This is a genomic window from Citrobacter amalonaticus Y19, from assembly GCF_000981805.1.
In the GTDB taxonomy this organism is placed as follows: domain Bacteria; phylum Pseudomonadota; class Gammaproteobacteria; order Enterobacterales; family Enterobacteriaceae; genus Citrobacter_A; species Citrobacter_A amalonaticus_C.
In genome coordinates, this window is the sequence record NZ_CP011133.1 from 57,288 (window position 1) to 71,190 (window position 13,903).

Below are 13,903 nucleotides of genomic sequence, written 5' to 3' on the forward strand. Positions count from 1 at the left end.
GTTTTATTTAAGTGCTTCAGAACCGAATACAGCTTCAACGATGAGATGCAAAGATTTTTTATCATCTGCTGATGCACGATTACCAATCTGATAATCGAAAGCTGTTAATAATGCACGTGGCATCTTTGCAGCTTTCATCATTGAGTAGCGGTCAAGCCAGGCCACCAGCGAACGAGTTGAACACGTTACTGATAAACGAGTGTCGGGAAGAACACCGTCCGGGAGTTTTGCACTGTTAGTATTGACACTAGTGTCAATTTCACCGGTGATATTCTTGCCTACAAAAAGACCGCGAATCATATTCGCAACGTCAACAAATTTCTCCGCGACTTTGGTGTCGGGGATATATTTGGTAATCAATTTAGTCTCGGTCTCTTTTGGCATATAGTCAGCAGTGATAAACATATAGCGGTCAAGGTTGGCCACATTTAATGTTTTCACACCGCCATAAACGCCAGTAAAATCGCCCTGACCAATCGAGTTAGCCGTTGCAACAAATCTGAAGTTCGGGTGCTGTTTAATTACCTCGTTGGTTTCAGGAATAACTAAATTCCCTCCTTCGAGGATGGCGTTAAAGGCATTGGCACAGGATGGGTCTAATTGATCGTACTCATCGAGTAGGAAAATCAGTCCATACTTGTACGCCAGCGTCAGTGGGCCATGAACAAAAACAGTCTTGGTATCACCGGTCAGTTCATTACACTGAAGCCGGAGACCGCCAATGAGATTGTTAATATCCAGGTCTTGTGAAGCTGTAGTTTTCATGACAGGCCAGTTAAGTCTTGCTGCTACTTGTTCGACAACACTGGTTTTGCCACAACCTGTTGGGCCAGAGATCCACAGAGACTGATTTTGTGGATAGTTAATCCACATCAGTACAGATGAACGCAAATACGCTTCAAAAACATAGTCGTCATTCTGTTTAGGCACGAATGCACTAAATGGATTGGCTGAGTCAAATCCCTGGAACGGTTTCACTTTATCCATCTGATGTTCTGGTACAACAATACCAAATACAGAAGGGTGGACAGGTGTAGAGCGCGCCATGATTTCAACAGACAGGTTTGCGAAATTAGTAGTCATGATATACCTCATTAAATTAGATAGATTTAAGAATTAAAAAAATTAAGAAGAATGATGCTATGCAGCAATATCAGCACGTACTAAATCAACATGCTTATAATTGCGGCTTACACTGCCACTGTTATCAACACTGGTTACCTTTGGGGCATACGTTACATAAGAGACGATACCACGGGCACTCAATGCAGAGACCAGAACGGGCATAAAAAAGGTTTTGGCATAAACAAGTACGCCGTCAGCCTTATATTTATTGCAGAGAGATGTAGCGATTTCAGCGAATTCTTTAGCCTTATCGGTCATAACATCTTCTGAAGGACAGGTATTAAAGGTCAACAGTTCACGTAATGCGTGTGATACTTGCTGATCAACATCAATAACGCCCATTTCCCGTTGTTCCGGGGATGCAAGATATGCAGTCATATTTACAAGAAACATGATCAGACTCCTCATTTAAAAAGATTAGTGAATTAGATAAATTAAGCCTTACATGAAGGCTGAAGTTAGGTACTAGTTTCAGTTTGGGAGTGACTGAGGCACTTGTTGTTGTCTACGTGACAACGAAACACCTTTTTCGACGGACAAAAAAGCCTGCCGCTTATGTGAGCCGCAGGCTATCGAATTTGTTTAGGCGAGAAAAATCCTTGTGAATACCAGGAGGTATTCAGGAGTGGCTTGAGCGCCGAATTTAGAAGGTGTTTAAAGGCAGTTGCCTGAAGTTAAGCGGACTAAGCCGCTATTTAAAGATAATAAAGGATGTGTAATTGGTCAAGCAAAAAAAAAGCCCAGTTTTAAACTGGGCTCAATAATTAAAAAACAACGAATTGTTGGGCTGAGTCTGTCTCTTCTGCACCAGGTGATACCAGTACGGAATTGTCATCCAAAGGAATGTAGACAGTATCAGTCAGAGTTGATTTATATTCATAGGTACTTAGTGAATTTCGTACCGATGACTGACCGTAACATTCTGGATGATGTTTCGGGTCAATAGATAATTTATCGCAGATTCGTTTGTAGCTCGGTTTTTCCGGTACGCGAGACTGAAGAAAACGAAAGCCAAAGCCATCGATTCTAACAAGCTCGTTATAGGAAAAGCCAACAGAAACACCAAGACCCTGGATCAATAAATTGACCGAGTTCTGGTATTCTTCGAACTGCTTTTTCTTTAAAGCTAACTCTTTCTCCATCTGCTGCAATGTTCCAACTTGTCTGGCTATGTCTACCACACGAGCTTCCAGGTCGTCTGGAAGCTTAAAGCCTTGTGTATGAGACATGATTACAGGATCAGAGATAAGTAAAATATCTTTTTCCTTATCAAACGGCATAGCTGTTTTTGTCTGAACCCTATTCCAGAAATATTCGCAGGCAACCTGGACGCGATAAAACGCTTTCTCCGAAGGCATAATTTTAAAGACCTTGGTCTGGTCAGTTGCTGACCAGAACACAAGATATGCCTGGGGTGCGCCTGTTGTCAGCAGCTGGTGCTGAACTTGCCAGTAGTAATAACGAAATTCTGGCGATTTAGTTTCAAGCTGAAGAATAGAAAGATGTTTGCTCTCGCAAAGATTCTTTATCTCAAGGATTGAACCATCGTCAAATTGACCATCCAGTGAAGCAATCATGTAAGGATACTTTTTGTTCCTTACACAGAAAGGCAGGGCGATTTGTCCTATCTCTTTTTCGCAGTAACTTCTGGCAAGTGCTTCAAGCTTTTTACCAGCATCAACCTGTTTAATGACAGAAAGGTCTTCTGCCTGAATCAGGCCAGCGTATTGCAAATAGAGTTCGTAGGGCGTTTTAGTTGCACCTGGCTCCTCTAACAGAATTGGGGAGCATGTTGCAGTCACACCGGTTTTACGCCATTCGAGCCAGTCCTTTGAACCCTGCACAACATCAACGACTTCATAAATGTCAGACATAATGATCACCTTAAGATAAATTTAGAAAGTTAGACCGGCAGTTTCCTGCCGGATAAGTTAAGCGGCCTGAAGATCTTCAATAAGACCTTCTACCATTTCTTTTAGAGGGGGGAATGTCACATTGCTGAGAGCGGCATGAAGCCTGGTAAAATCAGAGGTATTAACAGCCTCAAGATATAACTGGTGTATTTCCACTGATTCGGCCTGGACTTCACCAACCCATTTGGCCGCGTCGGTTTTAAACTCACCCTTACCCATTTTTTCGATGAAGTTAAGGACTTGAGTAAAATCGAAGCTACCTACTGCGTTAATTAAATGATTTTTGAGAAGTGCCCTTCGGGATTTTTCTAAAGATAAGCGAGCGAACGCCAGCTCACTTTCATTCAGATCGAAACTGCTTTTTGCATCGGTTAAAATAGTTTCGTATCCAAGCGTTTTTTCTGCGCGGCTTACTAACTTTTTAATTCTGCGTTCAACCCATTTTCTAACCCCGGGATGTTCAGACATTTCTTCATTGGACTGCCCATTGGTTTCTGCGGGTGGGGGGAGAATATCATCAGCCGCACCGTTTACTTCGGCTGGAGGAGTATTTCCCTCAGCCGTATCGTTAACATCGGTTGGTGTATTGCTCTTGATGTCCTGCTGCTCGGTTGAATTAGGTTCTTCAGCGAGCTTATTGAACTCGCCTTCAATAACTTTACCATCAGCCTTTTCAGTTTGGATAGTGGTATCCGTATTACCAGCCGTCCTGGCTTCTTGTCTAATCTCCATTTCAGCTTCAGCAGCTGCGACGGGTATTGTTGCTGTACGGAAACCTTCACCACCAGCAGTGTTCAGATATTCAATCATCGAACTCAGGCGAGTACGGTTACCGGGAATTAAGTGTATGGTCTGCTTAATAGCAGACTTGAGCACCATCTTCCACGGGAACTGAGTCCACGGAGAATACTGCCGTTTCTCCACTTTTGCCCAAGATTCGGATTTCGCCCGAGATTGAGCTAAATCCTGAAGGTCAATGAAAAATACCAGATGACGTCCATCCTTCATTAAATAGTCGACATAAGCCCCCCTGAACATGCCCCGATCTCCTAAATCACCCTGATCGGTGTTTGTGAGAACGAGTCCCCCTTTATAAGCAAAGGGGTCAAATTCGTGGTCTGGGCTGGAGCGACGACCATTGGTTTTAAATGAGTCCTTATCAAAAACTAATTCAGCCACAATGTCTTCGCATAAACCTTCATCGGTGGCCATCCTGCTGAGCCCAATATAGGACACGTCGAGAATGACACGACCATCGCGTGGAACCAGGTAAGCCTGCTTCTGCGCCGGGTCAAGAGTGAGGCCGCTACTTGCGAGCTGAAGGAATGCAGTTTCGAAGGACTTTGGATTATTAACTGCTATGTCAGCCAGGAAGTTATTATTGTTGACAATATGTTTTGCAAATACGCATTCACGTTCGAATGAGATATGCGGAGCACTGGAACCTGCGGATGCGAACATCTTATCCAGCGACAACATATGTCGTGCAATACTGTCCATCTTTACGACAATATCGGAGTTGCCTTTATTGTTGTTAGAAGAGGAACCTGAGCTACGTGATTTATTTGAGTACATATATACCTCATTAAATTAAATATATTAAAAAGTTAAAAAGAAGAAGGTTGCTGATAAATCAGCAACCAGTCATATCAACCGCGAACTGATGAATATGCGTTGGTTAATGTTTCCGGCCCGGTAGAGCTTAATTGTTCATTAAGTTTCATACGGGCTGCAATGACGGCTGCTGTCGAATTATCGGCTGGCAGAGTTGTCCAGGCTTGCATGTTGACTGGGCGCTTAGAGGTAGCCACTTGCGGACGTGATGTCTGCACGGCTCTATTCTTAGCGTCCAACTTCTGCGAAGTGTCTGGCTTCTTCTTTTCTGACTGTTTATTGTTGTCTGGTAATATAGACTCATTTCCAGGGTGAAGCTGTTTTTGCTCGGCATAGACTGTTCTCCATTTTTCAGAAGCAGTTCTTACCTCTTCATCAGACATTTTCTGCCACTTCATATCGTCCTTTAGTTTTTGCGCTACTTCAGGGGATAACGTAGTGCCGGTTGATGTCGATGTTGCCTTTACAGTTTCATTTGCACGGGTATCAATTGATTGGCCAGTCTGAATGATTCGAGCCATGAAAACATGAAACTCAGTCCTCATTTGGTCAATACCGTTTTTTGTATAACGGAATGATCGAGCTAATGCCTCGATATACATTTCGGTATTCATTTGAATATTGTCACGTAGAAAATCCGCGACTTTACCAAATGCTTTTATCGAATAGAACTCGGTCTGGGACTTGCCGCTGATGGACATGTCACAGCGTAAACGAAAATAAATATACGAATCTGAATTATCAGATGCGGGCATATACTTAGGTTCTATCGCAACAATACCCTTTGCTCTGGATTGCATAGTTTATACCTCATAAATTTTTAAATTAAGAAAGTTAGAAAATTTAGTGCTATAGGCACAAGAATTAGAAAGATTGATGAAGCATCCAGTTAGAGTGCTGGACTCACGCTATCCTCAACAAGAGGAAAAACACCTTTTTCGACGGCGCAGAAAACACGATGCATGATGCACCGTGTGTCGAATTCTATGGGCGTAGGGAAGCCGTGCGAATGAACATATTCATTCAGGGATGGCGCGTTGCCGAAATAAAGAGTGTTAAAAGAAGTTAAGCGGTATGTCCGCGATATAAGATTATGATACGACGTTGGGTTGGTCAATCCAGAAAAGAAAAAAACCCAGCTTTCGCTGGGTTTTTGTTGGGAGGTATTAGCATAACAAGCGTTCCAGACGCTTCCATGTTTGGATTGCCATGTCGGTTGATGCATCTGATATCTCTTTATAGAGATTGGTATTTCGCCGTTCATAATAACCTGGATAGATGAGCCTATGCAGGCAATCATCTAACCTTGAAAGATCTCCAAAGTCGTGAGCGCCTACATTGATTTTTGCTCTGATTGCCAGTATATCTCCCTCTATTTTCATGAGCTCAATGAGCTCATGCATTTCGAAGAAAATATTAGACTGATAACGACCAGCATGTTCTTCGCATTCGATGCTATCGCATACGTCACATACTTCAGCGTTACAGGAATGATAACCGCAGTGATTGCACGTATAAGAGAATCGCTGATTTATTGCCCCTGCAACACAGTCTTCATAAATCCGATGTCGGCAGTCATGACCACAATTTTCGCACTCTGCAATCATTGTGTAATCATCCAGTTCCATACCACCTGGCTCAATGCTACTACCATAGACAATTGTCATAATATACCTCATATATTTAAAATATTAAAAAGATTAGGCTTATAGCCTGAATTAAGAATATTTTAGCTTTCGGCGAGTACTTGCATAACCCAAATGCCGCGACGTTTTTCGTTAAGGAGAGTACGATACCCTGTAACCTTACCGCTTTCGTCAAACACTTGTGCTTTGTCGGTTCTTACTTCAGACTCTTTCCAGACTGAAACGATATCTCCAACTTTTGCTCCACAAGTCTCCACAGCACTTTTGAGCCCAACAGCCCAAATTTCATGATCTTTACCACCACTATGAATTTTGACTAAATACGATTTATCGTTACTAGGATCGTGTTTCCAGTTTTCGAGACCGCAGTAAACAAGCGTTCCTTCATAACGATGGTTTGCATATTTGGCTTTGTCATTATTTGACCCAGCCCGAGAAGAACCTTCAACCATGTTCCCATTAGTTGCTTCATTAGATTTTTTCCCAGACTTGGTAAAGAATGAATTATAAATAACGAGTAAAGCAACCACCACACACACAGTCGCAGTAACAAAACCAAGACCAGTGAACAGTAATCCGCGTTCCGCTATAAAAATTGCCAGCCAGATTGGGCCAAGGAATCTGATATATTCAGCACGGTAATACACAGCACCAAAAAATACGATACCTGCCATTAAAGAGATTGGGTCAGACATAGATCACCTATAAATTTAGAATGCAAAATTGCTTACCTGAGAGGTAAACAAAACGGACGCACACATAAATGTGCATCTGTTGATTTCGCGGGAGTTAAAAGGATTAACAATTTTTTTTGTTTGGGATTGAGAACCAAAATACCCTTAAGGGTAAGCAAAGAGACATGTCAGGTTTAACCTAAACACATCAGAGATGCTCGGGCCTGTAGAAGGCGTAGTTAACCCGGGAGGAGAACATCCGGTGGGCGCTGGTTGTGCGCGAAATTAACTAGGAAGTTGTGCTGATTTCCGTCAGCTCGGTTCTCATTCATTTAAGCATATTGGTTTAATTTTTCAAGTCGGTTTTTTATGGTCATAATGCAGTCATTTTTCAATGACAATGACCCAGTGATTTGGCCTAATCAATTGGCATACAAATTAACTCCGAGGTTCTGTTATGGCTAAAGCACCGGTACAAACCGTAAAACAAGCTAAAAAGAGTGGGGCTCAGGATAACCGAACCCCTAACACCCGTGTCGAGTATTCCAATCCTGAAGCTGTTGTGAAATTTACTCTTCACACCCAGGAAGGTATTCGTGTTCAGTCCCGAAATTTTAACATTATCTCCCAGGCGCTCTTCAATCTGACCAATAACAGCCGAGCCCTTGAACGGCTTGGCGCTAAATATAGTGGTGCGATTGAACGTACACTGAAGGCAGTTAACGAAGTAATCGACATGCCTGAGAAAGAACTGGAAAATAACATTGTTATTCTGAACCGTGCGGTAAAAGAAGAACAAGAACGCAGCAGTCTCAATGAAGTCGGGTACACCCATCCAAAAGAACATGAGGTTCGCATCAGAACGCCGCAAGCGATGCGGGTGATCCGCATTATTCAGAACTTTGATAAATTGCACCAGATCATTGATACGCTCTGGTTAAATAACTGTTTTAATCAGGATGAGGTTGAAGAGTTTAAGTCTCGTCTTCATAATCTCATACGTGATCTGGCTGCATCACTCAAACGTCACGCGCAGGCATCTGCTGATGAGCTTAATCAGGCCAATGGCCGGGCCGCTGAAAAAGAATCGGCAGGAAGCACTAAGGCCGAACCTACCCTGGTAGACCAGGAAACTACGGTGTTGCAGGATGCCAGTAATGAAGCGAATGATGATCAGAATGAGGCCATTAAACGGCAGGCTTAATTCAACGAATAACAGAAATTAAAAACCCTGCATTGCAGGGTTTTTTTATTACATTGTGCGGCAACAATCTACCCACTGGAAAATCATGTAGGTGCTGTCCTGACCTTTACCGGTTGGATAGCGGAAAGGCCCGCCTTGCCATTGGTATGGGGACTCACCTACCTCATGACTATTTTTTGTCTCCGGGGTAGGGTAGAACATATTCAATTTGTACTGCTGCTTTGGCAACGTTGGATAAATCTTGGAGCGACAAACAGTATCGTTTCCCATCGAACGGTAGGCCAGTCCACGTCGATGTTCTGCGGCCAGCATACGGATCCCGACCAGGCTGGTTGTTCTGGGGGCATCCATACTCCGTACCGAACCAGTTAAGGGATACTGCCCACCCCAGGAACCGGCACACCACCAAAGTGAGTCTATTGGCTGTTTACCTGCAAATTGTGCAGCTGCTTCACCGGCGCAAGCCTGCATTGCTATCACGTTAGCCACAGCTGCTGATTCCGGGTTCTGGAAGAATGCCAGCATCGTATTATTCCAGGTCGGGTCAATCTCCGTGAAATTGATGATGTCAAAATCGCTGTATGGGTCGGCATTACACTGTCCGGGTAGATACATATCAAGCATTCTTAATAACGGCATCGCATACATATGAGCATTATAGAAACTGATCGAGAAACGCTCCCGCTGTTCCTCGGCTGCACCATCGGTCTGCGGGCCAAACTGCAAATCATTACCAAGGTCGAGGGTTACCCCTCCAAGTGATGACATACACCCGGGTGTTCTCGTTAACTCGATGAGCTTTCGCGGTTCCCACATCGCGGTCAATACACCCGGGTGATAGACGTTAAGCCCGTCCTTACAGGCACATACTGTCCCTGTTGCTGCATTGTCAGGTGCAGTGCCAGTCATCGACAGATTAATACCGGCAAGCTTTATCGGGAAAATACAGTTCCAGCAAACATCCGTAATGAGTTTCGCTGATAAGACCTGGTTATCATGACAGACCTTGTTCTGTACGGGTGTTGAAACGTCAGCGGCAAAAACAGGGAATGTAAAAGCCAGACATGCGAGAACCAGGGGCTTGGGTGATTTCAGAACTGAGAGTATTTTTTTCATTTCAGTTCCTCAAAATCTTTACGTGAGTATTCATCATTAATGAATCGCTTACTGTCGGCTGTCACAATGCTGGGCACGTTTATCAAACCATAACGTTCGGCCATGCCTGGCTGAATCATGTATAGCCTTGCGAAATCACCGTATTCTTTCTTGGTGTCACGGAAGGTCTGCCAGCCATCACCATACACGTTGGTCGTGACCAGTATTGGCGTGAGGGAGGAAGGTGTATGTTCAAACTGATACCTAGCAAACTGGCGTTGCCACTCTTCACGTGCATCGAAAAAGATCAGCTTGATGGTAAATGGCATCACAGTTAGCGGGTTAAATCGCCCCCGTTTTGCAACGATATCGCCGTTAGGCGAAGTAATGTTTTGAGGGATAATGACCGTCGGATCGATGGTTCTGGTAGCTCGCTTTGTCGCTTCCGGGAATTCCTGGAAAACCTGGCGGGGCCAGTAGTTATCAATGGCCTTTTTCTTCATACCATCAAAATCGAGTTTCGCGACACTTTCTTGTAGTTCATCAATAAGGTTCTTCTCTACGACCCCAACTGCGGGCCCGGCCACACCAAGGTCACCGGTCTTGTCTTTCAGGTACGCGATGTCATAGATGCCTGTCACCCTGGCCACCAGCTCACCATCTTTTTCATGGATAATGGTTGGTACAGAGCTGACGTTGTAGTTTTTGAATACTGTTGGATCGAGGTTTACGGCCAGAGAAGACTTGGAGTCGAAGGAAAGTCTCTGCCAGTGAGTCAGTTCATCAAGCAGGTTCTTTTTATCTTTCGCTCCCTGGACAACCAGCGCGATATCCGTGCGTCCATCGTATAACTTGAGAATGTCGGTGATTTCAGCATCGCTTAGAGACGCTGAGACGAGAATATAAATAAAATCACCGACTGGCTTATTTTGTTTTTCGTTAGTCATATCAGAATTTGCTAGCGCTCCTCTTACCGCATCATCGACTAGTTCATCTGTATTTTTATACTCGGGCATTTCACCCATCATTTTTCGATTATCTTTAACCGTGTCAGTAGCTCTGTCGGTAGCGGCATTTTGATTATCACGAGCCGCTTTGATGAGACTGTCAATGTCTTTCATTTCAGTTGCAGATAATTGACGCTTAGCTTTTTGAATGTCGGTGACCGAGTAGTTATTTGCCGGTCTGGTCGGAATGTTATCTAAGTTGGCTGCCGGTCTTGACGGTAGATCACTTAAATCAATACCAGAGCTTTCGGCCCAGGCTGGGGTGCAAACGACAGCGGTTACAAATGCCAATATTGAAAGACGAAAAGGTGTTTTTTTTACCATAATGGATACGCTCGGCCTATAATTTGCGACTCGTCTAATGATCCCCAGTACCTGGAATCAAAACTGTATCTGGTGCGCCCCATCATCCACAGGCGACCATTCGGTACGACACCACTACGCGTGAGCTCCTGTTCGGTATGGCCAGACTCTGCCGCTAATGCCAGTCCCTCGCCGACCATAGAGCCGTTAATTGCGGTCTCTTCGGGATCAACGGATACTCTGTCTCCCGCAATGCCATCAACTATTTTCAGTCCTTTGCCATAAGGTTGCATTAGCTCAGAATGAAAGGCGTAAATTTTCCCCTTGACGATTGATTTGTCCATTTTATCGACGAGATATATTCGGTACGGAGGAAGACATTGGTTATTTTGTGGATCGATACCAATCTCGTACCGGTTAAGCACGTATAGCGTCAGCGGTGCTGTTAAGAAAATAACAACGATGCTGAAAACAATATGTTGCCTCCAGCTTCGCTTTTTACGAAATATTAAGCTCCATACCGATTTGGGCGTGTTCATTCGTCCACCACTATTGCTGAGTGCTGATGGTCTGAGGGATCTGGAGCCCTGTTGGGTAGCTATAAAGTGCTGAGGCATTGAGCACAATATATCCCGCCTTTGAAAGCTTCTCAGCGCGAGCTAACACCAACCTTGACTGGGCTTCACCTAGCGGGTGGCCTTTATCGTCCATAAAGTTGATGACTGCTACATAGTCATAGGGCGAGGCTGGTGGGAATAACCGCCCAAAAAGGGCGGCTCCGATGAAACCAAAAAGCAGGGCGATTGCAGCAGTTTTAATCATGCAGCTAGCCCCCGCTCAACCAGGATTTCGTTTATAGCCTCTTCGGTATTGAACCCCCGGGACTTTCTGTCCTTTATCGCGGCAACGTCTTTCGGGTCAGTCGAATAGAGCAGTAAGCTGAATGGGTCAACCACAAGCCTGCAAATACCCTGGCCCGCTTTCGATATGACAAAGATTTCTGAGTAAACACCTTTCGTGGAACGGACAGTTTTAAGGAACCGGTAACCGGCCTCATCCAGCGCCAGACGTTTATTAGCTTCAGCTTCGTTAACTGCGGATTCACTTTGTCCCAGCAAGAGCATAAAGGCTGAGTTATCTGCGATCGATTTCCCGATACTATCTTTGTAAATGTCGTTGATAGACTGGGTGATGGTAATTGCAGCTCCATTATATTTACGGAACCGGCGATAACCTTTCTCGATGAATGCCCCGATATTTCCTGATAACAACGCCCAGGCCTCATCGATAATGACCAGCTTCATCTGGCTACGGTCGCCCATGAACATGTCCTGCTGAATTTGATAAATCAGCTGAAGGAGGACAACCTGTTTAAGGTGTTCTGAACTTTCCAGTCGGGAGAGCTCAAGTACAGTGAATGGATTTTTGAAGTCGATATTGTTCTTACCAACAAAGTATTTCCCGTACTGGCCCGCACTCGTGAACGGATAGAGCTGATGGCCAATACGTTTTATATCTTTATCTTCATCATGTAGCAGTGAATCAGCAACCATATCAACGGTGGTTTCTTTCTTGTGTACACGGACAAGATCAGCTACGTGTTGTTTAAGTCGAGACTCTTCGAATGAATTCAGACCTTCTTTAGGCGCGGCCATCACCGATAACAATCCAATGATCAGATCTTCTTCACCCCCGCTGGAGTCATCATCTTCAGACTCACCGAAATAGTCTTCGATCAGTTCGAAGAAGTTAAGGCATGGCCTGGTTTTGGGATTGAAGTCGAGATAATCGCCCTGGTAGGTCTCACAGATGTTTTTGTACGAGTCACCTACATCAATACACCATACTTTAGCCCCGAGGCTTCTGTAGGCGGTGATAATGTAGTTTGTCAGGAATGACTTACCCGACCCTGATTCAGCTGCGATACAGGCGTTATAGTTAGTATCAGAATCAAACAAATCCAGTGATTGGATCTGGCCAGAGCGCGATGTCAGCATTAAGGCGGGTTTGTCCGTACCTTGCCAGTCAGCATAGAGAGGCGAAAGTACCATCGCTTCACTGAGTGCCATTGTACGATATCGCCCAATGGATTTTTCTGCTGATGCTTCGTTAAACATTGGCAGAGCAGACAGGAAAATAGGCGCAACATAGTAGGTATCTGGGATCATCTTAAACTGATAGGTGTTCAGATAACTAGCTGCTTCCTGAGCTGCGCGTAACACGCCATCTTTTGAGTTCGAGAAAATTGATACCGTAAATTTGGCTTTGCAAATAGGGTCGTTGTTATCTACTTTTTCGCTCAGAAGATCGAAGCCTTCACGCAAGTTAATCAATGATGGAACCCACTTAATTAATGGGCCACTGGTTTGCTGAACAACCCAGTTACGTTTCGATGTGAACTTAGTTTTTTCACTTTGCTGATCGAAGAAAATCAGGCTCATTGAAATGATGCATGATGATTTAATGCCGGTAACACCGCTCATCATATCGCCGAGAAAGTATTGAGCTTGCCCGGGAAAGAATCTTTTCGGGAATTTTCGCGCACTCAATGTTTTCACAAACGTTGTCGGTGTAGGTGCTTCTCCTCGAAGCTCGGAATCTGTCGGGTCACCAAAACCGCAATAGTCTTTCTTAATGAAAAACATGCGGTCGTGGTCGACTAACTGTTCTGAAATGTACTTGTCTTCTTGTGGCTGCACCGGCGTCCGGTCGCGCCAGGAGGCGCTTTCGCCCTGGTTGCAAATGGAGCTCAATACATCGATGTAACTTTCGCGAGTCAATGCACCGGGGCACAAACCGGTGATGCTCAGCGTCGTTTCGAACACATTTCGCAGCTCGTTTACGTGATTGAGTTCTTCTTCACGCATTTCATAGTTATATTTGATCGGAATTTTTACTGTAATGAGAAGCACACAATTTCGGACACGAGTGCCGGTTCGCTTCATCGGCGCTTCGGTGCTTTTCAAAAGGAATTTAGAACGGTTATAAATTGCGTTACGCAGGATTGTGTCGCGGCAATCCATACGCAATACGTCCATCCGGTTAATTTTCTGTACGATGTTTGGGCTTGCAACCAGGTCAAACTGAACGATAGTTTTGGCGGGGAAGTTGGAAGACAACAACGTTTGAAGGTTAGTCATCTCCTTGCCGGTTGTCCCGCTTAAGGGCCGACATACAAATCCGAAGCCAACATATTTGTTGTCGCACATAAACAAATGATTGGATTCGTCATACGCACGTACAGGACACAAGTCAGAAAAACGTTTCAGGTTCTTGAGTCGCTGAAAAATTAAAGATTCACTCATAATGCCTCCAGGATTCC

At 44.4% G+C, this 13,903-nt stretch carries 13 protein-coding genes; 1 reads left to right on the forward strand and 12 read right to left on the reverse strand.

Annotation, left to right across the window (positions count from 1 at the left end):
• Positions 1-3: 3 nt before the first annotated feature.
• The 7 genes from F384_RS26485 to F384_RS26515 all read right to left on the reverse strand — a co-directional run bounded on the left by F384_RS26485 (position 4) and on the right by F384_RS26515 (position 6,993).
• Positions 4-1,083 (reverse strand): AAA family ATPase, encoded by a 1,080-nt coding sequence (locus tag F384_RS26485; protein WP_020996201.1) that lies wholly within the window; start codon positions 1,081-1,083, stop codon positions 4-6.
• A gap of 57 nt (positions 1,084-1,140) precedes the next feature.
• Positions 1,141-1,518: a hypothetical protein gene (locus F384_RS26490; protein WP_008786632.1), complete on the reverse strand. Its 378-nt coding sequence runs from the start codon at positions 1,516-1,518 to the stop codon at positions 1,141-1,143.
• A 371-nt stretch (positions 1,519-1,889) separates the two neighbouring features.
• Entirely contained in the window at positions 1,890-2,999 is a 1,110-nt protein-coding gene (locus F384_RS26495; RefSeq protein WP_008786633.1) for a lambda-exonuclease family protein, read from the reverse strand.
• 57 nt (positions 3,000-3,056) lie between these two features.
• Positions 3,057-4,613: a recombinase RecT gene (locus F384_RS26500; protein ID WP_046498899.1), complete on the reverse strand. Its 1,557-nt coding sequence runs from the start codon at positions 4,611-4,613 to the stop codon at positions 3,057-3,059.
• Positions 4,614-4,687: 74 nt separating this feature from the next.
• The gene (locus tag F384_RS30085) at positions 4,688-5,452 is read right to left on the reverse strand and encodes a single-stranded DNA-binding protein (protein WP_155404062.1); all 765 of its coding nucleotides are present in this window, start codon (positions 5,450-5,452) and stop codon (positions 4,688-4,690) included.
• A 366-nt stretch (positions 5,453-5,818) separates the two neighbouring features.
• Positions 5,819-6,319 carry a hypothetical protein gene (locus tag F384_RS26510; RefSeq protein ID WP_046498901.1) on the reverse strand — a complete coding sequence of 167 codons (501 nt, stop codon included), beginning with the start codon at positions 6,317-6,319 and terminating at the stop codon, positions 5,819-5,821.
• Between the two features lie 62 nt (positions 6,320-6,381).
• The gene (locus tag F384_RS26515) at positions 6,382-6,993 is read right to left on the reverse strand and encodes a hypothetical protein (protein ID WP_046498904.1); all 612 of its coding nucleotides are present in this window, start codon (positions 6,991-6,993) and stop codon (positions 6,382-6,384) included.
• A 436-nt stretch (positions 6,994-7,429) separates the two neighbouring features.
• Between F384_RS26515 and F384_RS26520 the strand changes: the two genes are divergently transcribed.
• Complete coding sequence (locus F384_RS26520) at positions 7,430-8,176, forward strand: AcaB family transcriptional regulator (protein WP_046498907.1); 747 nt, start codon at positions 7,430-7,432, stop codon at positions 8,174-8,176.
• Between the two features lie 48 nt (positions 8,177-8,224).
• On the opposite strand, the gene F384_RS26525 is transcribed toward F384_RS26520, so the two are convergent.
• From F384_RS26525 to traC, 5 genes are read right to left on the reverse strand one after another with little or no spacing between them, the layout of a single operon-like run.
• Positions 8,225-9,292: a TraU family protein gene (locus tag F384_RS26525; protein ID WP_046498912.1), complete on the reverse strand. Its 1,068-nt coding sequence runs from the start codon at positions 9,290-9,292 to the stop codon at positions 8,225-8,227.
• Entirely contained in the window at positions 9,289-10,602 is a 1,314-nt protein-coding gene (locus F384_RS26530) for a TrbC family F-type conjugative pilus assembly protein (protein WP_193388327.1), read from the reverse strand. Before F384_RS26530 ends, F384_RS26525 begins: the two co-directional genes overlap by 4 nt.
• Positions 10,596-11,120, reverse strand: coding sequence for a S26 family signal peptidase (locus tag F384_RS26535; RefSeq protein WP_046498924.1), 525 nt, complete (start codon positions 11,118-11,120; stop codon positions 10,596-10,598). The genes F384_RS26530 and F384_RS26535 overlap by 7 nt, the downstream gene beginning before the upstream one ends.
• A 10-nt stretch (positions 11,121-11,130) precedes the next feature.
• The gene (locus F384_RS26540) at positions 11,131-11,403 is read right to left on the reverse strand and encodes a hypothetical protein (protein ID WP_046498929.1); all 273 of its coding nucleotides are present in this window, start codon (positions 11,401-11,403) and stop codon (positions 11,131-11,133) included.
• Positions 11,400-13,886: a type IV secretion system protein TraC gene (gene traC, locus F384_RS26545; protein WP_046498932.1), complete on the reverse strand. Its 2,487-nt coding sequence runs from the start codon at positions 13,884-13,886 to the stop codon at positions 11,400-11,402. Before traC ends, F384_RS26540 begins: the two co-directional genes overlap by 4 nt.
• Between the last annotated feature and the right edge of the window lie 17 nt (positions 13,887-13,903).

Bases quoted from the DNA above. Each gene is read 5' to 3' on its own strand.
- F384_RS26485 (WP_020996201.1), bottom strand. From the start codon at position 1,083: ATGACTACTAATTTCGCAAACCTGTCTGTTGAAATCATGGCGCGCTCT.
- F384_RS26490 (WP_008786632.1), bottom strand. From the start codon at position 1,518: ATGTTTCTTGTAAATATGACTGCATATCTTGCATCCCCGGAACAACGG.
- F384_RS26495 (WP_008786633.1), bottom strand. From the start codon at position 2,999: ATGTCTGACATTTATGAAGTCGTTGATGTTGTGCAGGGTTCAAAGGAC.
- F384_RS26500 (WP_046498899.1), bottom strand. From the start codon at position 4,613: ATGTACTCAAATAAATCACGTAGCTCAGGTTCCTCTTCTAACAACAAT.
- F384_RS30085 (WP_155404062.1), bottom strand. From the start codon at position 5,452: ATGCAATCCAGAGCAAAGGGTATTGTTGCGATAGAACCTAAGTATATG.
- F384_RS26510 (WP_046498901.1), bottom strand. From the start codon at position 6,319: ATGACAATTGTCTATGGTAGTAGCATTGAGCCAGGTGGTATGGAACTG.
- F384_RS26515 (WP_046498904.1), bottom strand. From the start codon at position 6,993: ATGTCTGACCCAATCTCTTTAATGGCAGGTATCGTATTTTTTGGTGCT.
- F384_RS26520 (WP_046498907.1), top strand. From the start codon at position 7,430: ATGGCTAAAGCACCGGTACAAACCGTAAAACAAGCTAAAAAGAGTGGG.
- F384_RS26525 (WP_046498912.1), bottom strand. From the start codon at position 9,292: ATGAAAAAAATACTCTCAGTTCTGAAATCACCCAAGCCCCTGGTTCTC.
- F384_RS26530 (WP_193388327.1), bottom strand. From the start codon at position 10,602: ATGGTAAAAAAAACACCTTTTCGTCTTTCAATATTGGCATTTGTAACC.
- F384_RS26535 (WP_046498924.1), bottom strand. From the start codon at position 11,120: ATGAACACGCCCAAATCGGTATGGAGCTTAATATTTCGTAAAAAGCGA.
- F384_RS26540 (WP_046498929.1), bottom strand. From the start codon at position 11,403: ATGATTAAAACTGCTGCAATCGCCCTGCTTTTTGGTTTCATCGGAGCC.
- traC (WP_046498932.1), bottom strand. From the start codon at position 13,886: ATGAGTGAATCTTTAATTTTTCAGCGACTCAAGAACCTGAAACGTTTT.